This is a genomic window from Algoriphagus marincola DSM 16067 (assembly GCF_000429405.1).
GTDB classification, from domain to species: domain Bacteria; phylum Bacteroidota; class Bacteroidia; order Cytophagales; family Cyclobacteriaceae; genus Algoriphagus; species Algoriphagus marincola.
Genome location: NZ_AUBU01000006.1, coordinates 12,913 through 39,856, shown reverse-complemented (window position 1 = coordinate 39,856; position 26,944 = coordinate 12,913). Strand labels below are relative to the sequence as shown.

General features: G+C 41.8%; 18 protein-coding genes. 6 read left to right on the top strand and 12 right to left on the bottom strand.

Going from position 1 to position 26,944, the window contains the following annotated elements; translation table 11 throughout:
* Nucleotides 1–50 precede the first annotated feature (50 nt).
* The 9 genes from G457_RS0108455 to G457_RS0108405 form a co-directional block, all read right to left on the bottom strand.
* The gene (locus tag G457_RS0108455) at nucleotides 51–329 is read right to left on the bottom strand and encodes an addiction module antidote protein (protein WP_026946093.1); all 279 of its coding nucleotides are present in this window, start codon (nucleotides 327–329) and stop codon (nucleotides 51–53) included.
* Nucleotides 330–814: 485 nt separating this feature from the next.
* Nucleotides 815–1,345, bottom strand: a complete 531-nt coding sequence (locus G457_RS0108445) for a hypothetical protein (RefSeq protein WP_026946092.1) — start codon at nucleotides 1,343–1,345, stop codon at nucleotides 815–817.
* 147 nt (nucleotides 1,346–1,492) lie between these two features.
* Nucleotides 1,493–2,602, bottom strand: coding sequence for a serine hydrolase domain-containing protein (locus G457_RS0108440; protein ID WP_026946091.1), 1,110 nt, complete (start codon nucleotides 2,600–2,602; stop codon nucleotides 1,493–1,495).
* Nucleotides 2,603–3,018: 416 nt separating this feature from the next.
* On the bottom strand, nucleotides 3,019–3,735 hold the full coding sequence (locus G457_RS0108430; protein WP_026946089.1) for a hypothetical protein: 717 nt from the start codon (nucleotides 3,733–3,735) through the stop codon (nucleotides 3,019–3,021).
* A gap of 2 nt (nucleotides 3,736–3,737) precedes the next feature.
* On the bottom strand, nucleotides 3,738–4,235 hold the full coding sequence (locus G457_RS0108425) for an RNA polymerase sigma factor (protein WP_035483536.1): 498 nt from the start codon (nucleotides 4,233–4,235) through the stop codon (nucleotides 3,738–3,740).
* Between the two features lie 26 nt (nucleotides 4,236–4,261).
* Complete coding sequence (locus G457_RS0108420; protein ID WP_026946087.1) at nucleotides 4,262–4,540, bottom strand: hypothetical protein; 279 nt, start codon at nucleotides 4,538–4,540, stop codon at nucleotides 4,262–4,264.
* A 132-nt stretch (nucleotides 4,541–4,672) separates the two neighbouring features.
* Nucleotides 4,673–6,046 (bottom strand): DNA repair protein RadA, encoded by a 1,374-nt coding sequence (gene radA, locus G457_RS0108415; RefSeq protein ID WP_026946086.1) that lies wholly within the window; start codon nucleotides 6,044–6,046, stop codon nucleotides 4,673–4,675.
* 225 nt (nucleotides 6,047–6,271) lie between these two features.
* A complete protein-coding gene (polA, locus tag G457_RS0108410; protein WP_026946085.1) occupies nucleotides 6,272–9,100 on the bottom strand; it encodes a DNA polymerase I in 2,829 nt (942 codons plus the stop codon).
* Nucleotides 9,101–9,374: 274 nt separating this feature from the next.
* The gene (locus G457_RS0108405; RefSeq protein WP_026946084.1) at nucleotides 9,375–9,818 is read right to left on the bottom strand and encodes a hypothetical protein; all 444 of its coding nucleotides are present in this window, start codon (nucleotides 9,816–9,818) and stop codon (nucleotides 9,375–9,377) included.
* 74 nt (nucleotides 9,819–9,892) lie between these two features.
* On the opposite strand from G457_RS0108405, the gene G457_RS0108400 reads away from it, so the two are divergent.
* The 4 genes from G457_RS0108400 (at nucleotide 9,893) to G457_RS0108375 (ending at nucleotide 14,621) form a co-directional block, all read left to right on the top strand.
* Nucleotides 9,893–11,569 carry an amidase gene (locus G457_RS0108400; protein ID WP_026946083.1) on the top strand — a complete coding sequence of 559 codons (1,677 nt, stop codon included), beginning with the start codon at nucleotides 9,893–9,895 and terminating at the stop codon, nucleotides 11,567–11,569.
* A 353-nt stretch (nucleotides 11,570–11,922) separates the two neighbouring features.
* Nucleotides 11,923–12,177 carry a hypothetical protein gene (locus G457_RS0108390; protein ID WP_026946081.1) on the top strand — a complete coding sequence of 85 codons (255 nt, stop codon included), beginning with the start codon at nucleotides 11,923–11,925 and terminating at the stop codon, nucleotides 12,175–12,177.
* Nucleotides 12,164–13,279 (top strand): hypothetical protein, encoded by a 1,116-nt coding sequence (locus G457_RS0108385; protein ID WP_155847116.1) that lies wholly within the window; start codon nucleotides 12,164–12,166, stop codon nucleotides 13,277–13,279. The genes G457_RS0108390 and G457_RS0108385 overlap by 14 nt, the downstream gene beginning before the upstream one ends.
* Before the next feature lie 460 nt (nucleotides 13,280–13,739).
* Nucleotides 13,740–14,621, top strand: coding sequence for a hypothetical protein (locus G457_RS0108375; RefSeq protein WP_155847115.1), 882 nt, complete (start codon nucleotides 13,740–13,742; stop codon nucleotides 14,619–14,621).
* Nucleotides 14,622–14,904: 283 nt separating this feature from the next.
* Here G457_RS0108375 and G457_RS0108370 read toward each other — a convergent pair whose 3' ends face one another.
* The 3 genes from G457_RS0108370 to lysA form a co-directional block, all read right to left on the bottom strand.
* Nucleotides 14,905–15,945, bottom strand: coding sequence for a PorP/SprF family type IX secretion system membrane protein (locus G457_RS0108370; RefSeq protein WP_026946077.1), 1,041 nt, complete (start codon nucleotides 15,943–15,945; stop codon nucleotides 14,905–14,907).
* The gene (locus G457_RS0108365) at nucleotides 15,946–22,914 is read right to left on the bottom strand and encodes a PKD domain-containing protein (protein ID WP_081701407.1); all 6,969 of its coding nucleotides are present in this window, start codon (nucleotides 22,912–22,914) and stop codon (nucleotides 15,946–15,948) included.
* A 207-nt stretch (nucleotides 22,915–23,121) separates the two neighbouring features.
* Nucleotides 23,122–24,354, bottom strand: coding sequence for a diaminopimelate decarboxylase (lysA, locus tag G457_RS0108360; protein ID WP_026946075.1), 1,233 nt, complete (start codon nucleotides 24,352–24,354; stop codon nucleotides 23,122–23,124).
* 175 nt (nucleotides 24,355–24,529) lie between these two features.
* Here lysA and G457_RS0108355 point away from each other — a divergent pair, with 175 nt between their 5' ends.
* Both G457_RS0108355 and G457_RS0108350 read left to right on the top strand, forming a co-directional pair.
* Complete coding sequence (locus G457_RS0108355) at nucleotides 24,530–26,251, top strand: sensor histidine kinase (RefSeq protein ID WP_026946074.1); 1,722 nt, start codon at nucleotides 24,530–24,532, stop codon at nucleotides 26,249–26,251.
* Nucleotides 26,248–26,943, top strand: coding sequence for a response regulator transcription factor (locus G457_RS0108350; RefSeq protein ID WP_026946073.1), 696 nt, complete (start codon nucleotides 26,248–26,250; stop codon nucleotides 26,941–26,943). The genes G457_RS0108355 and G457_RS0108350 overlap by 4 nt, the downstream gene beginning before the upstream one ends.
* Nucleotide 26,944 lies beyond the last annotated feature (1 nt).

The following is a 26,944-nucleotide window of genomic DNA, read 5'->3' as shown; positions in this document are numbered from 1 at the left end:
GACGGAGATAAGCATTGGCTTTATTTGTTGTTGTGGTGTCGTTTTTAATTTTAAGTTGGCTTTATATTTATCTGTCCACCAATTGCTCTCAGAACTTTCATTATGGTCTCAAATTGAGGTTTTGCACCATCTGACAATGCCTTGTAAAGACTTGGCCTGCTCATACCTGTTTCTTCTGCAATTTTTGACATACCCATCGCCTTTGCAATATGTCCAATAGCATTAATGACGTCAGAGCTGTTTCCATCTTCTAGGACAGTATTCAAGTATTCAGCTATCATTTCTTTACTTTCCAAATAATCAGCTATATCAAATTTTGTTGTATTCATTTTAATTGTCTTTTATTTTATTCCAAATCTCCTTTGCCTTTTCTATGTCAGTTTGTTGAGTCGATTTTTCGCCACCGATCAACAAAATGATGACGGTATCATCTTTCTCCTTAAAATAAATCCGATATCCTTTCGCATAATTAATTCTCAACTAACTAATTCCATTTCCCACTGGTTTGCAGTCACCAAGATGACCATCTGATTCAATTTTCTGGATTCTAAAAAGGATTTTAGCCTTTGCTCTCAAATCCTTTAGCTTTCGCAACCATTTGTCAAACTCAGAGGTTTTCTCGATAAACTTCATAGGAAAGTGTATCCAATTGGATACAAATCTAGTTTATTTGTTTGAAATGTAAAAGCGGTTTTTCATCAAGTGGATTTTTGCACCACAACGGCCTGCACAGCCACAGGCCGGACTTGGTGGTATTTTCTGTTCGTGTTTCAATATCGTGACTTGGCGCAACAAGCGTGCTAGCTCGTTTTCGTTAGGTTTTGGGCTGTGCTATGTTGGCGGTAGTATTCTTAATTTCGTCAAACAGTTTCTGTTTTTTAGTTTTAATATTCAGATAAAATGGGAGAAATCCGAATGGTCTAGTGACTCCTTCTATACCTATATTTAGATATATCCGCTCATCCTTTTTCACAAATCTATATTTCATACCGATGGAAAATAATCCCCAAGATGAATCTGTAAATTCTATAATCAATCTCTTGAATCTCAGTGTATCACTTATCATCTCAATATCAGTGAATCTTTCAAGTTGAGTTCTGTCTAGTTCAACAAACGCTTTAAACTTCTTTACCTTTTTGTATGAATTAGCTAAGAACCAAACTGATAAGCACATGAAGAGAATTGAGAATAAATTAAAATCACGAATTACAATTATCACTGAGATGAAAAATATGAGAATTGGGAATAAAAGAAATCCAATTAAGATTTTTCTCTTCTCAGATTTCTCAAATTCTGGAGGATGATTATCGATTATATTAAAAAGCTTAAACTCTTCTTTAGCCATCTTATATTACCGCCAACGGTTCTCGGCTATGCGTAGTGTGGGATTTCAAGGCATTTCACCTTCCGTTTAGCAGTTAGTTTGTTTAATGTAATTACTTTAATATCAGTACTTTAGCCCGAATTACGTATAGCCATTGTTGGCATTTCGTTATTCTTCATCCAATGTTTTTATCAGTCCGAAACATAATTGGTCAATATTGCCCATTTTTTCGTTAAATGCAGAAACATTGGATAGTATTACTATTCCATTTTTGTTTTCTAAATCTAAGGCCATTGAGGAAGTATAGCCTCCAGTTCCACCATTATGCCAAATTAATTCGCCACCATTTTTCCTTTTTAAAATATGCCATCCAAGTCCTATACTCATATTGTCGTTTACCTTAAATGTAGGTTTTTGGGTCAATGCTAATTCCTTATTCGCAATATCAAATTGAGCTAAAGCAAACTTTGATAAATCTTCTACAGTAGAAAAAATTGCTCCACCACCAGCTAAAACATCAAAATCCCAATTCGAAGTAGGTTTCCCATTTGGCTTTAATCCTTTCACAAGTTCAGTTTTTAAATTTTCTCTTTTACTCGTAGAGTTTACCATTTTATATTTTGTAAATATTTTCTCTTGTAAGAGTAATTCATAAGTTGATTTTGCAATAGTTGCTAATTCAAATCCCAAAACACCAGCACCAAGATTAGAGTATTCATACTTTTTTCTAGGTTCTTGATTTAGCTTCACTTCTTTTGTTAGATAACTTATGAGCATTTCTTTGTCATAATCTTTATAAGGATTGTCTTGGTCAACAAACAAAAGGCTCAGATTTGAAGGTAATCTTGGAAGTCCAGATGTATGATTGGCAAGTTCCTTGAAAGTGATTACATTATCGGAATTAATTTTGAAATCAAGGTAATCTTGAATATTGTCGTCTAATTTTATTTCTTGGTCGTTTACAAAATTTGACAACAAGGTTGCTGTAAATACTTTAGTTATAGAACCTATTTCAAAAGTATTCTTAAAATTTTCAATTAACTTAATTGTGTCATTCGTTCTTTCAATTCCAATAAAATCAATTTTCCCGTTTTTAATTAAAGCGATTGATAATTGAGTGTTGTTTGGGAATGATTTGGTGTTATCAAATAGAAGTTCAGACTGCTCTTTAGTAATTCCATTATTTGAGATTTCAATCCCATTTTCAGCAACGGTTGTTTGCCCATTAGAACAACTTGAAAGTATAATTCCAATTAGTGCAGTTAAATATTTTCTCATTTGTTTTTTTATAATGAATGCCAACTAGTAAATATCCTCAATGATATGTAATTTTTTCAAATGCCAAGACTTGAAATTGCCCCATCGCTTGTTGGTTCATTTCCACTTACTTTGAAGAGTATAAACTAATTTCTAAATATAAGAATAAACTCTAACTCTATAACATCGGGAAAGTAATGGGAAGGAGCCAATGATAGTAGGACTTACTGGATCTTCCTACTCTTGATTTTGGAGCGGATGAGAAAAAAAGCATCAATTAACCCCATGATCAATAAGCCATAGCCTAGGTAATTTTTAAAACTGCCGAGGTCTTCAGGCTTGATAAAAACTGTATTTATCAATCCCAACACAATAAAAAGGAGAGTTCGGATAAGGGGCCAGCTGATTTTTGAATTCGATTCCATAAAATTGAATAATTAGATGAACAATAAATACATAAAGAAAATGAGCCCCAAAACCGCCATGAGCACAAAGATCCATAACCATTTCTTCCTTTTGTAATGGTAGTCCTGAATGTGTTTCTCCTCGATGGAGACTTCTCCTGCTTCATTCAAAAAATCTTCCAGTTGATTGATTTTGAATTGGTTGTGATAATTTTGGGTATAAAAACTGATTCCGAAACTGAGCAAAATGCCAATTCCATAGACCACATAATCATCCCATTCGAAAGTGGGAATCTTTCCATATTTTTTCTGCAGATAGAAGTAGGAGCCAATGAGAAATACGAGTGTCGCTGTAGTAGCAGATACCCAAATGGATTTTCGGAAATGGGTATAGTAAAACGCAAGACTTGACTGCAAATTCTCAACTACTGAGTCACCTGATTTAAAATGGGAAAGCTTTCTTAAGATGCCTGCCTGAATGAAGATCCCTATTGACAAAATGGCCAAAAAAGACAGCAGGGCAAACGAAATAGTATCTCCTCCCATGAAAAATAGGAGATAGAATACCACCATGAGTAGGATTGATTTTAGTGTGATATCAAGAATCAAGGAGGACCTAAATTGACTGCGAATACTTTTTGAGGAAGACCGGATAAATTGACTGATGTCCTTCTCTGTCAACCTTTTTTTTTCGAAAATGGGCTCCTTTTTCCAAGCCTCTTTATACTTATCCAGATTGATTGATTCCATGATTATTGAAGCTTTTGGATTAGTTGGGCTAGTTTTGCTTTGATTCGTACCAATTTGACACTCACGTTTTTTATGGAGATACCGATCGTATCCGCTATTTCCTCGTAGCTTTTTTCATCCAGCCAAAGCAGAATGATGGCTTTTTCGATTTTGTTGAGCTGAGAAATGGCTTCATATAAGACTTTGACATCTTCCGAGGCTTCCATCCGACTTATGCTGTCATCCCCTACAGACGGCATTTCGACATGTAGGAGCAATAAATTGGGCTTTTTAATTTGCGTGATGGCCGTATTCAATGCCACTCGATACATCCAGGTAGAAAAAGCTGAATTCTCCTTGAAACTCGGATAAGACTTCCATAACTGAAGGATGATTTCCTGATATAGGTCCTCCCGGTCTGATTCATTTTTGGCATAGACAAAGCATATTTTGTGGATAATTCCTTGATGCTTTTCTATCCGTGAAATGAACTCCTTTTCTGTTTCTATTGCTGGACGCATGAGGAAATCAGCTTCTAAAGCCTTTTTTACAGAAATAAGATGGCAAAAAAGACGCTGATCCCCAAGAGTAGGAGCCCTGTCAAAAGCTTGGTCTTTTGTCTTAGCTGTTGGCTTTCCTCCTTTTGAAACTTCTGCTCGATCAAAATCCCAATCACTGTTCCGATGGGGAGTGAAGAGGAAATGGCGATGACGAAGTTTTCGGTTAGGATAAACAATCCTATTCCCAGGATAAAGGTGATCAATGAGCCAATAAGGTAGCCGGCTCCTTCAAATAGAGTGGTTTGTTGATTTTTGGTAGTTTTCATTTTCCTGCTGTTTGGTGACTTCTTTACTTCGTTAGTCTAGCTAGGGAGCAAAAAACTACAGGGGAAAAGAAAAAAATTTTTCAGTGGTAAAAAACTCCATTTTATACTTAAAAATTTGAATGGAGAAACTAATCAAAAAATCAACTGATACATCTCCTCCAGTTTACTGACTTGGATGACTTTGATTTTAAACTTGGACAGGTCAACTCCCTTGACAGCATACTTGGATACGACGATCTTTTTGAACCCCAACTTTTCCGCTTCGGAGATCCGATTTTCTATGCGAGAAACGGCACGAACTTCTCCGCCCAAACCCACTTCTCCCGCAAAACAAATCTGTTCGGAAACCGGCGTATCCTCATAGCTGGAAATCAAACTTGCACATACCGCCAAATCCAATCCCGGATCGTCCACACGCATGCCGCCTGCCACATTCAGAAAGACATCCTGATTGCCAAGCCGCATTCCTCCCCGCTTTTCCAATACGGCCAAAAGCATATTCAGCCGCTTGGCATCATGTCCCGTACTCGTTCGCTGGGGAGTTCCGTAAGTAGCAGGACTGACGAGCGATTGTATCTCAATTAATAGCGGTCGGTTGCCCTCTAGCATCGCACCGATGGCGACGCCATTCAGCACTTCTTCCCGCTGGGTCAGAAGAATCTCAGATGGATTGGCAACGGACCGAAGCCCATCCACCCGCATCTCATAGATGCCAAGTTCGTGGGTCGAGCCGAAACGGTTTTTGGAGGTTCGCAGAATCCGATAGGTCAGGTGTCGGTCCCCTTCAAACTGTAAAACGGTGTCGACCATGTGTTCCAAGACCTTGGGTCCGGCAATGGAGCCTTCCTTGGTCACATGCCCGATCAAAAAGACTGGCGTGCCCGTTTCTTTAGCAAACTTCATCAGTTCGGCGGTACATTCCCGCACCTGAGAGACCGAGCCCGCAGCGGATTCGACGTATTGGCTATTTAAGGTTTGGATGGAATCGATCACCAAAAAATCAGGTTTAAGGAGTTCGACCTGCTGAAATATCTGTTGGGTGTTTGTCTCCGAAAGTACATAGCAATCCGGGTTGGAGACGGCCATACGATCTGCCCGCATTTTGATTTGAGCCTCCGATTCTTCGCCGGAGACATAGAGAATGGTTTTGCCGCTAAGCGTTAGCGCGATCTGAAGCATCAAAGTGGACTTTCCGATACCCGGTTCACCACCGATCAGCACCAAGGAACCCGGCACAATTCCTCCTCCCAGTACCCGATCCAATTCCGGATCGCCTGTCACCCAGCGAGCCTGCTCCTCGTAGTTGACCTCTTTGATTTTTTTTGGAGTATTGGTCTTTTTGGTCCCGCTGCCACTCGGTTTCCAGGTCCCTTTTCCACTTTCTTCCTTTTGGATGATTTCTTCCACATAGGTATTCCATTGCCCACAGGAAGGACATTTTCCGAGCCATTTGGGGCTTTGTGCCCCACAGTTTTGACAGAAGAAAGAGGTTTTTATTTTAGCCATTAGAGGAGTAGCAAGTAGTTAGTTTCAAGTAGCAAGTAGATAGAGACAAGAGCTTAGAGTCAAGAAACAAGAATCAAGATAGACTATCTAGCTTCTAGCATCTTGTCTCTAGTATCAAAGCGGTTTTTATTTTAGCCATTAGAGGAGTAGCAAGTAGTTAGTATCAAGTAGCAAGAATCAAGACAAGCTAATTTTCCAATTTTGTAATTTTCCAATCTTTCAATTCTAATGCGCTTCCAACCAATCATTCCCCAATCCCACTTCCACTTCGATCGGTACTGCGATATCAATGGCTTCGGACATCAATTTGGGCACTTCTTTTTTCAGAAGTTCCACCTCGTCTTTGTGTGCATCAAATACCAATTCATCATGCACTTGCAAGATCATCTTGGACTTCAATTTTTCTTTTTTCATCCAATCATGAACTCGAATCATAGCAACTTTAATCAGGTCTGCGGCCGAACCTTGGATTGGCGCATTGATGGCATTTCGCTCCGCAAAACCTCGCATGGTTTGGTTCCGGCTGTTGATATCCCGGAGGTAGCGACGCCGACCCAAAATAGTCTCCACGAATTCCTCACTTCTTGCTTTTTCGATCACCCCATCCATATAGGCTTTGACCGCAGGAAATTCCTTGAAATAGGCATCAATGATTTCCTTGGCTTCTCCTCTTGGGATGGAAAGTCGCTGGGAAAGTCCAAAGGCCGAAATACCGTAAATAATGCCAAAATTGGCTGTTTTGGCTTTTCGGCGCATATCGGAGGTCACTTCCTCTAGGGGTACCTGGAAAATCTTTGCTGCCGTGGTGGCATGGATATCCCGCCCGTTTTTGAAGGCTTCGATCATGGATTCATCCTTAGAAAAGGCAGCCATGATTCGGAGTTCGATCTGCGAGTAATCCGCTGCTAAAAGGACATGATTCTCATCGCGGGGGACAAATGCCTTTCTGATTTCCCTCCCACGATCGGTACGAATCGGAATATTTTGGAGGTTTGGATTGATTGAAGAAAGACGACCGGTAGCTGCCACAAATTGATTGTAGGTCGTATGAATCCGACCGGTTTTTTCATTGATCATGGTGGGCAAAGCATCCACGTAAGTGGACTTGAGTTTCACCATTTGGCGATAATCCAAAATGGCCTGAGCGATTTCATGCTCTCCTGCCAATTTGCTCAAAATTTCCTCTCCGGTGGCGTATTGCCCTGTTTTGGTCTTTTTGGCTTTCGGATCAAGTTTTAGCTTTTCAAACAATACATCGCCCAACTGCTTGGGAGAAGCCAGGTTGAATTTTACACCAGCCAACTCATAGACCCGTTTTTCGATTTCCTGACTTTCGGTTTCGAGTGATTTGCTCAATTCAGCCAAGCTATCGGTATCGATCCGGACCCCTTCGAATTCCATATCGGTTAGGACTGGAATCAGCGGATTCTCCACTTCGTAAAACAACTTTTCAAGCTCGTTTTCCTTGAGCGTCGGGTCAAATTTTTCTTTCAGCCGAAGGGTAATATCCGCATCCTCAGCGGCATAGGCAGTGACGGTGTCTTCGTCCACATCCCGCATATTGCCTTGATTTTTCCCTTTTTTCCCGATGAGTTCGGTGATAGATACCGGCTTGTAATTGAGGTATTGCTCTGCCAATACGTCCATTCCATGTTTCCCTTCCGGCTCGATCAGGTAGTGGGCTAGCATGGTATCATAAAGCGCTCCTTTGACTTCGATGCCGTAATTTTTCAATACCAGAAGGTCGTATTTGATGTTTTGACCAATTTTAAGGATGGATTCATTTTCGAAAAAGGGTTTCAAAATCTCCAAAATCCCTGCGGTTTCTTTCTGGTCATCCGGGCAAGGGATGTAGTAGGCTTCTCCGCTTAGGTAGGCGAAAGAAAGGCCGACCAATTCAGCCTCCATGGCATTGAGCGAGGTGGTTTCGGTATCAAAGCAAACTTCCTTTTGCAAGAGCAAATATTCCAAAAGTTCTTTGACTGCTTCTTTACCTTTGATTTTGTGATAATGATGAAAATTGCTGTCAATGGTCTCGGGGATGAGAGGTGCGCTGGTATTGACGGTTTCTTCTTCAAATTCGATTTCTGTACTCGCAGACGAACTGTTGCTGCCCGAATCCCCGAAAAGTCCTAGTTGCTCATTTTGCTGAATGACGGCTTTCTTGCCCTCTTCTTTGAATACACGCTTGGAAAGCGTGCGGAATTCCAATTCGGTGAAAATTGCCCGAAGCTTTTCCTCGTCAAAGCCGTCGTAGCGTAGTTCCTCTTCCACAAAGTCCACCGGAACATCGATTTTTATAGTGGCCAATTCTTTGGAAAGGAGCCCTTGCTCGGCAAAATTTTCTACATTTTCCTTTTGCTTCCCTTTCAGCTGATCCGTGTTTTTGACCAATTCTTCCACCGTTCCAAACTCTTTGAGCAGTTTGGTGGCGGTTTTCGCTCCAATCCCCGGGATGCCCGGAATATTATCCACTGCATCCCCCATCAACCCCAAGATATCTGTCACCTGATCCACATGCTCAATATCCCACTTGGCACAGACCTCTTTTGGACCCATGATATCCACACCATTTCCCATGAAGGCTGGCTTGTAGAGAAAAATATGATCATCTACCAATTGGCCGTAATCCTTGTCCGGGGTCATCATGTAGACAGTGAAGGATTCGCGCTCAGCTTTTTTGGCAATCGTGCCAATGATATCATCCGCTTCGAAGCCATCCATTTCCAAAAGCGGAATATTGAAAGCTTTGACGATTTCTTTTACCCAAGGAATAGAAACCGTGATGTCTTCAGGCTGCTCTTGCCGATTAGCCTTATACTCTACAAACTGTTCGTGTCGAAAAGTAGGTGCTGAGGTATCAAAAGCAACCGCGATATGTGAGGGCTTTTCTTTATTTAATACCTCCAGGAGCGTATTGGTAAATCCCAGCATCACGCCGGTATTGAGTCCTTTGGAATTGATTCTGGGATTTTTGCTGAATGCAAAATGGGCCCGGTATATCAGGGCCATCGCATCGAGAAGGAAAAGTTTATGGGCTTGTTTTTGAGTCATTTTATCTTGGGTCCAAATGAGCAGTTGAAGTTACAAAAAATCCCCTGCCTGAGGCCCCAATCCTGGCTACTAAAGCTTTTTAAATTAAAATATCCTGTTTGGGTCTAACCCGAAACATGCATTAGAATTTCTATTATAAGCCCAAACCGCTTCAAAATCAATCGCTTTGCTGCATTTACCTCAATCATCGTAGCGGTGCTATGATTCATTCACTAAATACTTGATTTTCTTTTGGTTTGAACTCTCACTATGAATTCAAATGCAAAATCTGGGTTTAAGAACTAGCCTCCTCTTTCCTTAAATATTCCCGAACTTGCAAAGCCCGGAGGAAGATGAGGATTAGCGGAATCAGCCAAAGTAGTTCATTGAAAATTAAGTGAAAACCTGTCCGCTTATTCCAATCAAGATCTGGTAAGAATCCGAGTGAAAACCAGATGGCTAGAATGATTTTTCCTGTCAAACCCGCCAGAATCAAATATACCCAACTCACCGGGTAGAAGGCCGATACAAAGATGATCAGCCCAACTACTAGGCCTAAATTGCCATACCACATAGCCGGGACGTCAAAAATTTGTCCAGGCTGAATGGCTAGCCAGGCGATCAATTCCTCCCCAAACCACTTGAAAAATGCGGACCAAGCGATCGTGTACATACCAGCTAGTAAGAGCAGGCCTCGGAAATGCATAGGAAAAATGGGGAAATCAGGCTTTTGATCCATGAACGGTTTGAATTTTTTCAGCTAAATAAACACCTTCGGTGCGTGCTTGTTTCTGCATAATACAAAACTATCTCATGGAAAGAAAAAATAGACCACATTCAGGCTTTTTTGTAGCTCTTGGAATCGGAGCGGCTTTAGGGCTTGGATTTACTGCCGGAAAAATGATGGGAGAAATCACCCCTCAAAGCATCGATCATGCTGCGGACTTGATCGGGCTTTCATTTACTCCTGCCGAAAAAGACAGCATGATTTCCCGTCTGGAAAATCAGCGCTCCAATCTCCAATCTTCCAGAGAATACAAACTGGAGAATGCCATCGCCCCATCTTTGGTTTTTAATCCACTTCCAATTGGATTTCAGCCAGAAACCAGACAAGTACCGCTTGATTTTGGATTGGCAGAAAATGTAGAGTTACCTACTTCCGAGGTAGATATCGCCTATACCCCGGTACATCAATTGGCAGGCTTGATCAAAAGCGGTAAGCTTTCCAGTGAGCGTCTGACTCAAATCTACTTGGATCGAATCAAAACCTATTCTGATACTTTGCAGTGTCTGATTACCTTGATGGAAGAAGACGCACTAGCCAAGGCCCGATTGATGGATGCGGAATTGGCATCGGGTCGCTATCGAGGCCCTTTGCATGGAATCCCTTATGGCATCAAGGATTTGCTGGCGGTAAAAGGCACCAAAACCACTTGGGGTGCCGCGCCTTATCAAGACCAAGAAATTGATGAGACTGCCCAAATCGTCACACAGTTGGATGAAGCAGGAGCTGTCCTAGTCGGTAAATTCACCCTCGGGGCCTTGGCCATGGGGGATGTTTGGTACGGTGGAGTGACTAAGAATCCGTGGAACTTGGAGCAGGGATCCAGTGGATCTTCCGCCGGCTCGGCTTCTGCAGTATCTGCAGGTTTGGTTCCCTTTGCCATCGGCACAGAAACTCTAGGCTCTATAGTATCTCCTAGTACGCGAAATGGAGTAACAGGTCTTCGTCCTACATATGGCCGGGTAAGTAAGCATGGAGCCATGGCACTCAGCTGGTCCATGGATAAAATCGGTCCGATTTCCCGCTCAGCATTGGATAATGCAATTGTGCTTTCGGTTTTGAACGGGAAGGACTTCAAAGATGCTAGTACCATCGAGGCTGCATTTAATTATTCTTCGAAAAAAGACCCAAAGAGCTTGAAAATCGGCTATTTCAAGTCCTTTTTTGAGGGAAATCGCAGTTCGGAGAATGACCGTAAAGTGCTAGAATTTCTAGAAACTGAGGGATTTGAACTGCATCCCGTAGAATTGGAGACTTCAGTTTCTGCAGGGCCTCTGACGATGATGTTGATGGTGGAGGGTGCAGCGGCATTTGATGAATTGACACGATTGGGTTGGGATGACGAATTGGTGGCTCAGGGAAGAAGTGCCTGGCCGAATCTATTCCGTGCAGCCCGCTTGATTCCGGCGGTGGAATATGTGAATTTGGCTCGGCAGCGGACTGTCCTGATTCAGGAAATGCACGAACTGATGAAGGATTATGACGTGATTGTGACGCCGAGCTATGGTGGTCAGCAGCTTCAGATCACCAATTTGACAGGTCATCCAGCGCTGTGTATGCCAAATGGTTTTAACCAAGGCGGCAGTCCTACATCCATTACCTTACTTGGAAATCTATTCGAAGAGGATAAATTGGTGCTTTTGGGGGATTATATTCAGCGAAAAACTGACTGGCAGGCTAAACGCCCTCCTTTGTTTGATAAATAAATTTCTTTAGCCACAATCAGAGAGAAGTTTTTGAACCACTAAGTACGCAAAGAGCACTAAGTAAAATAAGCTTTGTGATCTTGGTGCACTTGGTGGTTTTATTTTTTCCACTGAGGGCACAGAAATTTGTGAAAAGTTTACTCGCTAATGTACGTGCTTGCATAAGGGACAAGTAGGACTTTATGTACATCTTAAATTTAGATTTCCTGCTGAGAATACTTTGATATTTTTTATGCATTAGAGGAAGAATTATTTCCATTTAGAAATTTCCTCGATGTGCTATTTAAAGATATTCCAAATGCTAAGAATTAAAGAGAACTGTAAAAATTGTAAAAAAAGTATTTTTAATTTTGATGTTAGCTGTTTTGGGATTGATTGCTTTTGCGACCCCTATTAGAGGAGTTTCCCAAGATCCTGATGATTTGAAGAAGGATGATGAGGTAAAAGAATGGAGACAAACGACCTGCCTTCTCGACGGTTCAACAAAGCGTAAAAAGACTGGAACTGGGTGTAAGACTTTTGATGGGTGTCCAGGATTAAAAGACTGGCTGAAGATTGGTCCGGATGTGATTAATATTGCGAAGGAAATAAAAGATGCCACAAGCTAAACACTATTCTTTCATAGGAGCAGCACTCCTGTTGCTCCTTATTTTTTCTTGTCAAGAAAAGCGTTTATCGTTAAAATATAAGTCTGTTCCGTTTCAGAGCAAAGACTATCAATTAGCTTTGAATGACTCTTCTATGGTTGAGGATTGGGTTTATGATGCAAAGGATAACCTATTTGCTAGTTGGAATGCTGCTACCTATTCAATTGATCTTTATGATCTGCAGAAGCAGTCTTTTCAAAAGCGCTATTTCTTATTTCCAGAGGGACCTTTTGGAATAGGTAACGTAGAAGCCTTGGTCTTTGAGGGAGAATTCATCTCAGCTGTGGACCCCGTGAGGAATATACGCGTAAAAATAAATTTGGTCTCTGGGGAAAAGGAACTCTTCCGCATAGTCAATCCACAGAATCAATCCGTCTTTGATGACTACAATATAAATATTGTCAATGAGTTTTCTTCTAAACCCTATTTAGGTGACCATCATCAAATATGGCCAATTACTCCAAATGAGGATTTCCTTTCTGAAGAATACTATTCGGGAAATGTTTTTCTTTTAGATGATTATAAGTTACTAGGGCATTGGCCTAAAGCCTATCGGGATTACTACTTTGGCTTGTTGGGAGAGCCTTCTTTTTCTTACTCAGATTCCCTATTATTTCTTTCATTCCCGGTTGATCAAGAAGTGAAGATTTTTGATTTTTCTGGTGAAGAACAAGAATCTGTTTTCCTGTCCTCTGAATATTTTAACCCATTTGAAGGAATGACGAGAGAGGAGCCGGATCTTCAGCAAGAAACCAATATGACCATTACAGAAAATTGGTTTTTGAAGACAATCTATAACCAAGGAAAATTGATCAGGTTTGAGAAAGAAAGTCAAGAGTTGAAAAATATTAACGGTCGGCTAAATTCTAAGCTTTTTGGAAAATGGCGGTTGGTTTGGATTGATTTGAATCGTCCTGAGATGATTTACACCATGGACCTTCCCGAAAAAGAATTATTCTTACCTATCTCTTTCCCGTATGGGAATGGAATATTGATAAAGAAAATTACAGATCAAAATGAAGATTTTGCTGATTTCGTTTTTGTCTCTTTGGATATTCAGTAGTTGTCAGACCGAGAGATATCCTTACCAAGAAGGAGTAGAGGATTATTTTTCTAATTTAGGAGTAGGCCTTACCGCTAGTGGAACCTATTTAATAATTCCAACCCAAAATTGTGCAGCCTGTATTCAGGAGGTTTTGGATTATTGTAAAAGCGGAAATTGTTCTGCCATAGAAAGGATCATCATAACTCAAAAGATAGAGTGGCCTAAAAACCAATCAAATGTGCTGTTAGATAGTTCAAACTCTTTTGGACAATTTGAAACGGGAATTTTTGAGCCTTTTTTATTTACAATTAGGGACTCCAAATGGGTAAATTGGAGATCCTTGAAGGGTTTGAATTCCACTGATCTAAGAGATGTAATGAATAACTTATAAGCGATGCACTTACTATTCTTTGCTTTACATTTTCTATGGGCCAGTCCTTCCGAAGATAAAATTAAATATAGTTGTCAAAATTGTTTTTTGACAGAGTTGGTGCCTTTTGGAGAGAAAAGTATTGCTGTTTTTCTAAATCCAGCTGATGCCAATCGGTCTCGCTTGGTTTTGTTGGATGAGAAAAACCTTGGAGTGGATACAGTTTCTGGCTTTTTACAGGGTTTTGGGAATATAGTCAAGACTTCTGATACTACGTTTGTGACATTTGGAAGCACATCAGTCTGGGGTAGAATAACAAATAACCAGATTTTATTAGACTCTGTCTTATCTGTAAAAGATGTAAAAAAACTAAAAATATCGGGGTATGAATTTGAGTCTTACGCCTTTATGAATAAAACTACTGCTTGGATCGAGTTTTTAAAATACAAAGGGAAAAACCCAATTAGTCAGCTCTTTCATGTTCCTCTTTCAGCTCTCAAAAACAGACAAGACAACGTAATGCTTTCTCCAAACTACTACGGAGGGAGGATATCCGCTGAAAATATGTTTTTGCTGTCAGGTAGATCGAAGGAAAACCCTATTCCTGAGCCATTCTCGGAGCCATTTGAAAGTGGGCTAGTGGGAAGTTTTGTGATATATCACCCTAATGAAGGATTTATATATTTTAAAAGAACCAGTCAAGAGTTCTTTAACCTTAATCAAAAGAAGGCACTCCCCCGATTGAAGGAAACTTCTACGGCAAAACAAATTTTTAAGGTTTTTGTAGATTTTCAAACAGGTAAAAAATATGTTATAGTTCGGGATGAGAAATCTTTAGAAAAGGAATTGTGGGAAGTACCAAATTTTAGTTTTGATAATTATACACGAGTCGGGAGTATAGAACAAATCCCATATCTTATCGAAGGAGGTAAGCTCTATTTCATCAAGGATACTAGTCTTGGGAGAACCATTTTGATGGAGAAACTATAAAAAACAATTCGTATAGGGTTGAGGCTTTTATATACTTTCATATGTTGAGGAAAAAGTAACTGGGAGGCTCCCAAACTTCGCTCACAGTGAAGTTTTAATTTGGAATTCATATCCCCTAGCTAATTTCACTAAAGTTTTCAGAGGGCTTTCATTTAGAACCATAAACTGCTAAAAGGACTCAAAGAAAATCTTTGTGTGCTTGGTGTTCTTTGTGGTGACTATCTTAGGGACGGTAAAATCCTTTTGCTTGCTGTACTCGTACCTTTCAGGGATTAAATACTCTTTAATACCTAAAACAAGGTATTGTTCGTGCTCGCTGGTTTCGGCTTTTGGGATCACCCCAAAGGAATCGGTAAGTAACGGACACTTCATGAGCCCCACCGGAATTGCGAAGCCCGAGTTTGGAAACCGTATAGTCAAACGAATATCCGATATCCAGCCCTGTTGGCAAGGAAACGCCGATCAGGGCTATGACTGCTTCGTTATTCGGAAGTGCGTTTTTGGTAGGCAATCCTCGATACCACAATCCTAAGACAAGCGGATCAAGATAGAGCTGTGTTCCCATATCCAATTGATTGAAAGGGTCTTGTTGCTTGTAGTTGAAGGCAAAAGAGATCGCCCTCTCCTGATAGGCATGGGTGAAATAATCGCGACGGCCTCCTGTCAGGTCAAATTTGATTCCCCCCTGAAGTGAAAGTTTCATCGGTAGCTCAGAAATCTGATCTTCCACAAAGCTGATATTGGGTTCTCCCAAGTGATGAGCCGATGCCCCAAGCCAGATATTTTTGGTATAAAACATCCCACCTACGGCGAAATCAAAAAAGTTGTATCGACTGTCAATGGGGATCCCGTCCAATTCGTCTGTTATTCCTCCAATGGTTCCGTTTATGATATCAATTTGCGTCCCAAAGACCAAATCTGAGAAAAAGGCATCCCGCTGCATGTAGCTTGCCTGTCCTCCCAGACGGAAGTAAGTGTCTTCGCCGAGTTGTAGCTTGTATGCATAGGAAAGCCCCACTTCATTAGTAGAGAGATTAGCCATACTCTCACGGTTTCCATTAAAAATAAGGCCGATTCCAGAGTTGTAATCAAAGACGTAATGGTCAATGTAAAAAGAGTAAGAATTGAAGCTTTGATCCAGACCGGGCCATTGATTCCGATAATTGACGCCGATTCTTGTGAGTTCAGAGCCACCAGTAAGTGCAGGGTTTAGGTAGAGTGGAGCTGCGTAGAATTGGGAATACTGTACGTCTTGGGCTTTTGCCAAGCCAGCATAAATCCAAAAAATCAGAATAAGTACGCTATATAATTTTCCCCTCCTCATTTATCTGATCAACACAAAAACTCCTGACCTTTCTTCTTTTTCCCCAGATCGTGTGGTGAAGACTGCCCGGTAAACATAATTTCCATTAGGGACTTTCTTTCCGTTCAGTGTTCCATCCCATCCCATCGTCTCAAGTGAGTTGGCTTCAAATATCAATTCTCCCCAGGTATTGAAGACATAAAACTCCATGGAGGCTATTCCTCTATATTGAGGTTTGAAATATTGATTCTTGGTGCCATCAGGAGTGAAAGCATTTGGTACCATGATTACATAGTCGTCAAATACCTGAATGACTCGCTGATACTCTGCCACGCATCCAAATTCGTCTATGGTAGTCAAAGTAACGGTATAGCTTCCCTTCTTTTGATATTCATGACTTGGGTTTTGGTCTGAACTGGTGGAGCCATCACCAAAGTCCCAATTCCAAATGATGACTTTACCTAGGGACACATCTTGGAATTGTACCGGTTCCTGAATTTGCACTTCCGCATTCGTGAGAATATTACCACCTCCTAGATCAACTTCATAATTGAATTCAGGTATCAATTCAGTATCAGAAATAATCACTTGGATTCGCTGTTCAGCTGACCAGCAATCTGCACCTCTCAGACTAGTGCTAACTTGATAAGAACCACTCAAGTTTACAGCATCAATTTCATCCATTCTCATTGATCCTCCAGTCGGGTCAATGATGTTGTAGTCGTAGATATTCGGATTAAACCCTTCGATAAACTGTGTCAGGTCAACGGTTCCTTGGGGATCGCAGACGATCGATGGGTTGGATACCCTTAAATTAGGTTTTGGATAGACAAATACTTCTACCGGCACAAGTTCTGGTTCACAAACTCCATTTCCAGAAATACCCACATAGTACACATAAGGATCACTTTGACCACTTAATCCGCTAATAGAAAGTTCCCCTGTTGAGCTATTTACTTGATAAGTGACAGACCCTGAGTTTCCGGTATTTATTTCGCCTGTTCCGTTGGCATTTTGATACCAGGTAAATACAGGACTGATACCCGTTTGGGTAGTGCTTGCTTGAATACTTGCTGTCTCTCCTTCGCAAATTTCGACCCCGGATGCAGAAAGAGGAGTTGGAAGGTCCTCCAATTCAATCTGAGCAGGAATGCTCAGTTGACAATTTATTCCATCTGGATTTTCATCCAAGATCGAGAAAGAATAGCTCCCTGATTCCAAATCTTGAAGAACTACCTGCCCTGAAGGAGAAGCAAAGGTTCCAAAGCTAGCTCCGTCTTTGGTCACCTCAACAGAATAGATTCCATAGCCTCCACTGATTGTAAAGGAAATGCTTCCATCAGCTGTGTTACAAGTAGGATCTACGAGTACGGGTTCGGAATAGCTCAGTGGAGCAGAAGGGCCTTGTACTTCAATATTTGGGCTTGGCACGATACATCCAGCCCCACTTCGTACATATCCGGTATAAATTCCCGGGGCAACATCAAAAGTCCCTGAGCTCTGCCAGTCATTGCCGTTTAGAGAATATTCAAATGTGCCATCGCCGGCGCTTCCTTGTAGATTGATTGTTCCATTATCCCCAAAACAAACCTCATTTCTCACTGTATAGCTAAGTGAAGGGATTCTATTGATCACAACTTGCGCCGATCCGATAAAACCTGGACAGACATCAGTGCCAGAAACAGTTGCATAGTAAGTCTGAGGAGAATCTGAGGCATCCAATCCTGAAATGGTTAATGTACCATTTGCTGATATTTGGAAAATGTGCCCGTTTGCATCTGGATTTGGATCAGATACAATTGGAATAGTTGCTGCAGCATCTTTAAACCATGAGTAAGTGGGATTGGGTGCTGAAGGATTGATCGAAGGAATCAGCACGGCATCTTCTCCTTCACAAATCACCACATCGTCGATGATGATCTGAGTAGGACCATATACCAAAGTAACGGTGTTAGAAGTTTCTAAACATCCCTCGGCATCGGTAACTGTCAAATAATAATCTCCCGGGGCTAAATCATCAAATTCAACTTCTGGTCCTTGGAAGGTGGAAGTTTCGATGGCTGAGCCATCTCTGAAAAGCGTCACCTCATAAGGGGCCCATCCTCCACTAACTTCTGTAGAGATTACACCGATATCTGCTCCACATCCTGGATCAATCTGCGTTAGAGGATCTACTTCCAAAGGAGCATCAGGGCCTTCTACCACAACGGTGAAGTCTTGCAGACAAAATCCTTCATTACTTACTGAAATTGTATAAGTCCCCGGAGCATACTCAGCGGCTTCAAGTTCAGCCTGCGTCAAATTGTTTCCAGAAATGGAGTATTCGTAGAGTGGGTCAGCTCCGGCTATTATTCTGATTTTACCATCTTCTGCTCCAAAACACTGCTCTGGATCTGTTTCGAAATCAAGGGCTGGAACGGTACGCACCAAGGCTTCTACAGAGACATTTTCGTCATTACATACTACATGTAAATAATAAATGTATGGATCTCTATCCCCTTCTAACCCTGTGATAGTCAAGGCTCCATCAGCATCAATGGAATAGCTTACAGTTGGATCAATCGCATCCGGACCATTGCTGATTTCTTGGGTTCTGGAAGCATCCTTATACCATACCAAATCAGACCCTGATGATCCGGAAACAGTATTAACTGGAGTCAATATGACTTCTTCGCCTGCACAGATTTCTACAGGAGCAATCACATAGTTAGGCCGAGGCTGCTCTTCAAGTACAAAGCTTTCCACAAAAAGACAGCCTTCCGCATCGGTGATAAGCAAGAAATAAGTGCCTGGTGCTAGGTCTATTGCTTGAGTAGGGTCTGTGGAGACTACCGGCCCAGTTTCACTTCCTTGTCTCCATTCTACAGAGTAGTTTCCCCAACCACCGGAAATCTGAAGATTTTCGATGCTTCCATTAGCCAGACCACAACTGCTGCGAAGAATATCAGGAGCATTGATCGCGATTGGTGTTGTTCCTAAGACCTCTCCACTTACACTGAAAACACAATCATTCCCTCCAGTGCTTCTTATGTCAATGGTATACGTTCCAGGACTTAGATTGGTGAAAAGTGTTGTACTCTGCCAGTCAGTGCCACTATTGATACTATACTCAAAATTTCCGTCTGACCCACTTGCTGAAACTTCGATGCTTCCATCTCCTGCACCAAAACAAGCTTCATTTTCTATGGCTAATGTAGCTGTGATAGGTTCTAGTACTGTAATATTTGCTTCAAATGGAGGGTTGGGACAATAACCCGGTCCTTCGGCGACCAAATAATAAGTGTAAGTGCCCGGTTGTAATCCAGTAACCTCAAGCTGAATGGTGGAGGCATCCACGACAAATGTCAATCCATCCGAATCAGGAGTGGCATTGGTGGTGATAGGGTTCTGCTGATTGGGGTTTTTATACCAAGTCAATTCTGGATTTCCAGCTGTAGTGATTACCGGTAAAATGGTGGCCACATCTCCTGCACAGATTTCATCACTCATCGGATCTACAGAAATCTGTATCCCCACGTCATTGATCAGTTGCTGATTAAGTGTATGAGGGCATCCATTATCATCAGTCAAGCGAATTTCATAATCACCCGGAGCAAGATCTCTAAACTCCAATGGGGAAGATGCGTTACTTTCAGTTCGTATCGAGGAACCATTTTGGAAAAGCTCTACCTCGTAGGGTCCTACTCCTCCGCTGAAATTCACTCGGATCAACCCATTTGCTTCTCCACAAGCGGGCTGAATGACTTCATCAAAATCAAATAAAACCTCAGTTGGTTCGGTTAAGGTGACATCGGGCAGGGTAGTAGTACAGCCGGTAACGGTATTTCGTACTTCTGGACTGTAAAGGCCTGCGGTCAGATTATTGAAAACAGCACCTTGCCAAGATCCCCCATTTAGACGATATTCATAATCCGCTCCTGCCGCTGCATCCTCTGGGATAAAGGTGATACTTCCGGTCGCCTCTCCAAAACACAAGATATTGACGGGCTGGGCTTCTAGGATTTTGGGAACCGGATTTACCGTCACAGTTGCAGGTATCGGATTCGAATTACAGAGATTATCTCCTGAAACAATTACTTGAAATTCGTAAGGATCTACATTTTCACTCAGACCAGTGATTTGAAGCTCACCGCTTGTCGAATTAGCCAAATAACTGATTCCATTTCCATCGATAAGTGGATTTCCATTTCCATCTCTCCAGGTGTAGCTCAGGTTTGTGGCATTGCTTAGCTCAATGGCTTGAACAGTGAGAATAGCCGTTTCGCCAGGACATATTACGGCGTCTGTTGCATCAAAAGTAGGAATTGGAATAGGGTCAAATGCAGGTGTGGTGAAAGTGGCGTTACAGTTATTACTGTCAATTACCTCGATGATATGAGTTGGAGCATCATAGAGCCCATCAATAGTATAAGTATTACCACTGAGTTGTGGGGTAATTGGACTGCCATTTAGCGTAAATGTGTAGCCTGGAGTACCACCCGCCACTTCAAAAGTCACGATCCCATTCTCTAGACCACACGAAGGGTTTGTTTGATCAAGTTGGGTGATGGAAAGAGTTTCTGCTGGTCCTGCGATCGTTTCGGTGATGGTTCCTATGCAATTACTTCCAGCGCTGACATCTATTGTATAAGTGCCAGGCAAAAGACCAGAGAAGGTGTTGGAGGATTGAAAAGTGCCACCATTCAAACTGTATTCATATGTGCCAAAACCTCCAGAAGCATTTACGACTATCTGTCCAGCTCCTAATCGGCATAAATCGTCTGATACATTAGCACCCAAGGAAAGAGGAGGGAGTACCAAAACCTGAACCCGTTTTAGGCTTCCTGCAGGAGTGGCACAGAGATTTTGGCTTGGATCAGCAGCCACCTCTACAAAATATTCATAGGCCGTTGCGCTTTGGGGAAGTCCGGTTATCGTTAATTGTCCTGGAGAAACAATGGAATATGTAACGCCTCCTTCTACCAGTCCATCAGTTATTGGCTGTGTTTTATTATTATCCTTCCACCAAAGGAAGGTAGGATTATTAGCATCCGTGGGATCTTCTAGTTCAGGGATAAATTCTACGGGTGAACCCTCACAAATTTCCTGATCGTCTAGGACAACTTCAACGGGGGTGCCTCTTTCGTCAGTGACTTCAAATTCAAATCGGTCTTCACAAATATTATTAGTGGCTGGATTTGAAACGACTAAAAAATATCTTCCAAGGTTAACGCCCGTTACACCTACCTCAGCCTGAAGATAGTTTCCATTTGTAGTTTCCGTAATTGTATAATTGGAAGAGGGTAAAACATTTCCAAATTCGTCTTCCCATCTCCAAACATAGCCTGGCACCAAATCTTGTAAAATAGCATTTGAGATCGAACCGTCATTCTGCCCATTACAAGTAGGCCCAATGATAGCCGCTGATCCATCTACCCTTGGAAAGGGATGTACGGTGACAGTAACTGTTCTAGGGAAGGAAGTCAATCCATAATTGTCAATTACTGTATAAAATATAGTGTGAGTACCAAAGAATCCAGGCTCAGGTGTAAATTGAATGGAAGCTTCATTTCTTTCGTCATCAAAATTCCCCGTGTTTAATTCTTCTAAAATCGCCTCGAAAATTCCTACACCTGGAATAGTGATCTGACGATTTTCTGGTCTACATTTTTCAATACAAACATTGGATAGTCCACAGTTTCCAATGGCTGGGTCCCCCGCTGGATTTGGTGAATTATCCGGATCTCCGGGATTATTTTCGTAAAGCTGTAAACAGCGAATAAATTGGTTTTGAGCTGGTAGTGATACTTCAAAATCAAAGGTTAGATTCTCATCAAAACAAACCGACTCATCTAAGTTTGGCGGGTTTGGAGCCAAAACAGGATCAATGCTAGATACTTCTACCGTAACATTTCTGATTTCGTGAACACTTCTTAAGGAAGCTCCAGTAGAAGCGGCAAAGCCAACTTTCAAGTTTTGCGGTGCTCCAAAGGGATAGGGTACATTGTTGAAAATTTTGATCACATCCTGTACACCACCTCGATTGACCAATACGTCCATGGTAATAGTGTATGACCCTGAACCATCAGGCCTTAAATCAATGAACACTTTTCGATAGCCATCATCTGAACAGTCTGTAACCCTTGTAAGGGCCCCGACTTCAAACCGATCGCCTGGAGGAAGAAAAAAACCTGCAGCTAAGATATCATATGGGGCTCCATCACTTGGATCATTAAACAAAATTTTTCCATCGATAAAGGGATAACTGAGATAGGTCGGAGGATCAGGAAAACTGGCAGGAAAACCTGCTCCTAGACCAGTCATTCCATTGTCCCTTACTGTATCATTAGGGTCTACCGGGCCTCTAATGGCAATGGAATTAGGGTATCTTGGGAAGAACGCTGGTGAAAGGCCTGATCCATACGAAAATGGAGCTTCAAATCCTCCCAATCTACCTTCATATTGATTTCCCCAGTTTCCCCGCTCATCTAGCCCTATACCCATATAGGCTCCTTTTAGACCATAGCCTCCAGCAAAACTACCTCCACTATATCTCAAAGGAGAATATCCAAGAGAACCGCCTAGACCGCCAATTTCAAAATCTGCAGGACCAATGGAACCATCAAAAAGGAAAAAGCTGAACCCATCACCAGGGTTTCCAGGTATAGCAGCATTATATGCAAAATACTCAAAGCTTGTTTTTATTCCATAAACTGAAGAAAAAGCTAAGTCTACGAAAACGTAACCAGTCTGGTCTGAGTCGTTTGTGGTGAGTCTTAGTACACCATCATCAACTGCATCACCATTTCCGGAAGTAAGGACTGCACCTTGGGCAGGTGGAGGTGGACCAAAGATGGTATTTGCACGTGTTGAACTTCCAGTAAAGGGTTCACAATACGGAAAACCGTCCCTTGGAATAACAACTACTTGCCCAAAAGCAGACAGCATCCCCAACCCCATCCAAAAAATGGAAAAAACAACTAGTAGACTGACCGATCTCTTCGTTCGCATGTACCTTACGCCACCAATATTACCAAGTTAAAGGTAGGCATTTTACCTTGGGCCTCAGTAAATTGAATTATGAAATTTAGGTTGTGAAACTACTAGGGCTTACGATTGGGGTGATCAATCAAATGGGTTTCCAGACCTTATTCTTAATAGTCTCTCTCCATTCTCAATAACTATACCAAAGCAAAAAGCTTCCCCCTTTTTTCTAGTCTACAATTCTATTTGCACTTGATGCCTGATCAAATCTTCAAATTCTTCCCGTTTTCTGATCAAATGTGCTTCCCCTTTCCAAATCAAAACCTCTGCGGGTCGAAGTCTTGAATTATAGTTGGATGCCATGCTAAATCCATACGCACCGGCATTTTTCAAAACCAATACATCGCCTACTCTTACTTCTGAAAGTTTCCGGTCTGCAGCCAAGGTATCCGTCTCACAGATATACCCCACAATATGATACGTTTTCTCTGGCCCTTCTGGATTGCTCAGGTTGTACACATCATGATAGGCATCATACATCATCGGACGAATCAAATGGTTCAACCCAGAATCTACCCCCACAAAAGTCACCGTGGGCGTTTCCTTCACCAAATTTGTTTTGGCTAAGAAATACCCACTTTCACTGACCAAAAACTTACCCGGTTCTAGCCATAATTCTAGCGGTCGGCCATAGTCTTCACAAAACTCCAAAAAGGCCTTGGATACGATGCGGCCTACTTCCCGGATATCAGTAAAGGGATCTCCCGCTTTATAAGCTACCTTAAATCCACCACCACAATCAATGAATTTCAATTCTTTGAAATGCTTTGCTGCGTCAAATAGAACTTTGGCTCCGCGGAGGAATACCTCCGCATCCAAAATATCCGAACCAGTGTGCACATGCAGTCCGGCGATGCTGAGCTGATACTTTTCGACAGTTTGCACTATCTGATCAAGCTGCTCAATAGAAATTCCAAACTTGCTATGCTTGTGTCCTACAGAAATCTTGGAGTTTCCTCCAGCCATGATATGCGGATTGATCCGAATACAGGCAGGTACTCGATTTCCATATTTTTCACCAAATTCACGAATAAGTGGAATGCTATCTAGATTCACCATCACGCCGAGATCCACAGCTTCCTCGATCTCCTTCCAGGATACTCCACTGGGTGTATACATGATCTCAGAGGCTTCATAGCCCGCAAGCATCCCTAGTCTCACTTCTTCAATCGATACTGCATCGATCCCAGCTCCTGCATTTCGGACTAGTTTCAATACCGAAATATTGGGAAGAGCCTTGGTGGCATATTTGATTTTGAGGGGAACTGATGCAAAAGCCTCCTGCATCGCTTGGATCTGATTGACGATTTTTTCACCGTCATACACATAGAGCGGCAGCTCATATTGATCAGCTAGCGAAAGTAGACTTACTCCTTGAATATCTTGTGGATGTTGGTTTGAATTCATGGTCTGAAATTTGCCATCAAAGATAGGCATCAAGCCGGCAAGCACCGAAGAATTCGGCCAGTTTTGGCTCGAAAAGCTGCTTATTACAGCGAATCAGATCAAATAGCCTTGATCTCAATCGGTTAAAACTTGTTAAGCATTGACCCCTAGTAGTCAAAGGCCGTAAATTTGTCATATGTCCAAGCGCAAAATTAACCTGATCATCATCCTGATGTCCGTCGCCAGTTTTGGTTTGATGGCCTTTCAGTACTATTGGGTGAATAATGCCATCCGCATCAATCAGCAGCGCTTTGACCAGGAAGTCTATCAAGCCCTTGAAAGCACGGTAGATGCTTTGGAAAAAGGAGAAGCGAGTGATGTACTTCTGAGTCAGCTTATTCGAGATCCAAAACTCCAGGAGTCACTTTTTCAAAAAATTGAGCCGATTGATTTGGATGAAATCCGTCCCAGGCTACAGTTACGTCCCCAAACTTCCATTGTCGATACCTTAGACATAGGAAAAATGCCTGAGGTCAGCGTCACCTTCAAGCGGATGTTGGAAGTACGTGGAATCAATCTTTCCTTATTGGATGAGTTGGAGCAATTTTTTGCTTACATGACTCCTGAAGTAGCTTCAACCATTTTCACGCCGGATGAAATGGCGATTCTTTTAGAAGAGAAGGAAAGACAACTTCAGTACCTAAGTCAAATTGAAACCTTCTCGGCGAAAAATCCTAGTCCTAAGGTGGTGGAAGAGGCTTTTGTGGAATACGAGACGAATATTTCACCGCAGGCTTTGGATAAAATCCGAAGAGCAAACCTGAAGATTGATCTGATGAATCGCGCATGGGAAGAGTTTTCTCAGGGTCAAAAGGCCATCATGGATAGATTGGATACTTCCCAAGTACGGAAAATCGTCAAAAGCTTTCTACTAGAGCGGGGTATCATGGAGGATTTTGAGTTGGGAATCTTGAAAGATGATGGACTCTTGATGGGAATTGGTCCGGTGGATCAGCCTTTTAGATTGGTGCAGTATGGAATCCAAGCCAAGCTTTTTCCAAGAGACATCGTTGGAAAAGAAAACTATCTGTACATCTTTTTTCCTGAGAAAAACCAGCATGTGCTTCGTCAGCTTTGGATTCCGCTAGCCTCTTCAATTTTATTTATTGGGGTCATTATTTGGTGTTTTATCTATGCCATACGGGTCATTTTCAAGCAAAAGGCCTTATCAGATATCAAAAATGATTTCATCAATAATATGACTCACGAGTTTAAGACTCCGCTGGCAACAGTAAGTCTTGCCGTGGAGGCGCTTCAAGATCCTGAGCTCTCCTCTCAGGACAGATTCCGGGATAGATACCTGGGCATTATCAAAGATGAAAATAAGCGACTTGTATCTCAGGTTGAAAATGTCCTTCAGGCCGCAGCATTGGAGAAGCAAGACTTCAAGCTTAAACTGGAGGAGGTCAATATTTCCGAACTCCTCGGGGACGCTGTGGATCATTTTTCTCTACAGATCGAAAAGCGATCGGGAGAATTGACTTTCGAAAATGAATTAGAGCACCCAATCCTCCTAGCCGATAAATTTCATATTGCCCATATTTTCAATAATCTGTTGGACAATGCCAATAAATATTCTCCTGAAAAACCTGAAATCAGTGTGAAAGCTTGGGAGGATAAGGATCAAATATTTGTCAGTATTCAAGACCAGGGGATTGGTATGAGCAAGGATGCACAGCGAAAGATTTTTGACAAATTTTACCGTGTTCCTACCGGAAACGTCCACGACGTAAAGGGCTTCGGACTGGGGCTCTCCTATGTCAAAACTATGCTGGAAGCCCACAAGGGCGGAATCAATGTCCAAAGTGAAATCGGAAAAGGAAGTACCTTTATCATAAACTTACCCAAAACAACATGAGCAAGGCCAGACTATTAGTAGTAGAAGATGACCCTAATCTGGGTGATATTCTCAAGGAATATTTAGAAATGAAAGGCTATGAACCCACTCTCTGCAGGGATGGGGAAGAAGGCTGGAGTAAGTTCAAAAAAGACAAATACGATCTTTGTCTTCTAGACATCATGATGCCCAAAAAAGATGGGTTTACACTTGCGCGTGAGATCAAGAAGGTTCAGGAGGATCTACCGATTCTTTTTCTTACTGCCAAAAATCAAAAAGATGATGTCATCGAAGGGCTAAAAATCGGTGCAGATGATTACATCACCAAGCCATTTAGCATGGAGGAGCTTTTGCTTCGAGTGACGGCCATCCTCCGAAGAACTCAAAAAAGCGAGGAAATCACACCTCTAAAAGTATATGAGTTCGGAGACTTTCAGCTTCATTACGACAAGCAATTATTGGAAGGTCCCAAGGGCCCACATAAGCTTACTTCCAAAGAAAATGAGCTATTGCGTTTGCTAGCCGCTGAAATGAATAAGTTGGTCAACCGGAGTCATGCACTAAAGCAGATTTGGGGCGATGATAGCTATTTCAATGCCCGAAGCATGGACGTATATCTCAGCAAAATCCGAAAAATCCTTAAAGACGACCCGAAAGTACAGATTATCACGGTACATGGGGAAGGTTTTAAATTGATTGTGGGAGATAGTTAAT

What these genes read in the sequence shown, in the direction of transcription:
- G457_RS0108355 (WP_026946074.1), top strand. Translation starts at nt 24,530, where the DNA reads ATGTCCAAGCGCAAAATTAACCTGATCATCATCCTGATGTCCGTCGCC.
- G457_RS0108385 (WP_155847116.1), top strand. Translation starts at nt 12,164, where the DNA reads ATGCCACAAGCTAAACACTATTCTTTCATAGGAGCAGCACTCCTGTTG.
- polA (WP_026946085.1), bottom strand. Translation starts at nt 9,100, where the DNA reads ATGACTCAAAAACAAGCCCATAAACTTTTCCTTCTCGATGCGATGGCC.
- G457_RS0108455 (WP_026946093.1), bottom strand. Translation starts at nt 329, where the DNA reads ATGAATACAACAAAATTTGATATAGCTGATTATTTGGAAAGTAAAGAA.
- radA (WP_026946086.1), bottom strand. Translation starts at nt 6,046, where the DNA reads ATGGCTAAAATAAAAACCTCTTTCTTCTGTCAAAACTGTGGGGCACAA.
- G457_RS0108420 (WP_026946087.1), bottom strand. Translation starts at nt 4,540, where the DNA reads ATGAAAACTACCAAAAATCAACAAACCACTCTATTTGAAGGAGCCGGC.
- G457_RS0108405 (WP_026946084.1), bottom strand. Translation starts at nt 9,818, where the DNA reads ATGGATCAAAAGCCTGATTTCCCCATTTTTCCTATGCATTTCCGAGGC.
- G457_RS0108350 (WP_026946073.1), top strand. Translation starts at nt 26,248, where the DNA reads ATGAGCAAGGCCAGACTATTAGTAGTAGAAGATGACCCTAATCTGGGT.
- lysA (WP_026946075.1), bottom strand. Translation starts at nt 24,354, where the DNA reads ATGAATTCAAACCAACATCCACAAGATATTCAAGGAGTAAGTCTACTT.
- G457_RS0108370 (WP_026946077.1), bottom strand. Translation starts at nt 15,945, where the DNA reads ATGAGGAGGGGAAAATTATATAGCGTACTTATTCTGATTTTTTGGATT.
- G457_RS0108400 (WP_026946083.1), top strand. Translation starts at nt 9,893, where the DNA reads ATGGAAAGAAAAAATAGACCACATTCAGGCTTTTTTGTAGCTCTTGGA.
- G457_RS0108425 (WP_035483536.1), bottom strand. Translation starts at nt 4,235, where the DNA reads ATGCGTCCAGCAATAGAAACAGAAAAGGAGTTCATTTCACGGATAGAA.
- G457_RS0108440 (WP_026946091.1), bottom strand. Translation starts at nt 2,602, where the DNA reads ATGAGAAAATATTTAACTGCACTAATTGGAATTATACTTTCAAGTTGT.
- G457_RS0108430 (WP_026946089.1), bottom strand. Translation starts at nt 3,735, where the DNA reads ATGGAATCAATCAATCTGGATAAGTATAAAGAGGCTTGGAAAAAGGAG.
- G457_RS0108445 (WP_026946092.1), bottom strand. Translation starts at nt 1,345, where the DNA reads ATGGCTAAAGAAGAGTTTAAGCTTTTTAATATAATCGATAATCATCCT.
- G457_RS0108390 (WP_026946081.1), top strand. Translation starts at nt 11,923, where the DNA reads ATGTTAGCTGTTTTGGGATTGATTGCTTTTGCGACCCCTATTAGAGGA.
- G457_RS0108365 (WP_081701407.1), bottom strand. Translation starts at nt 22,914, where the DNA reads ATGCGAACGAAGAGATCGGTCAGTCTACTAGTTGTTTTTTCCATTTTT.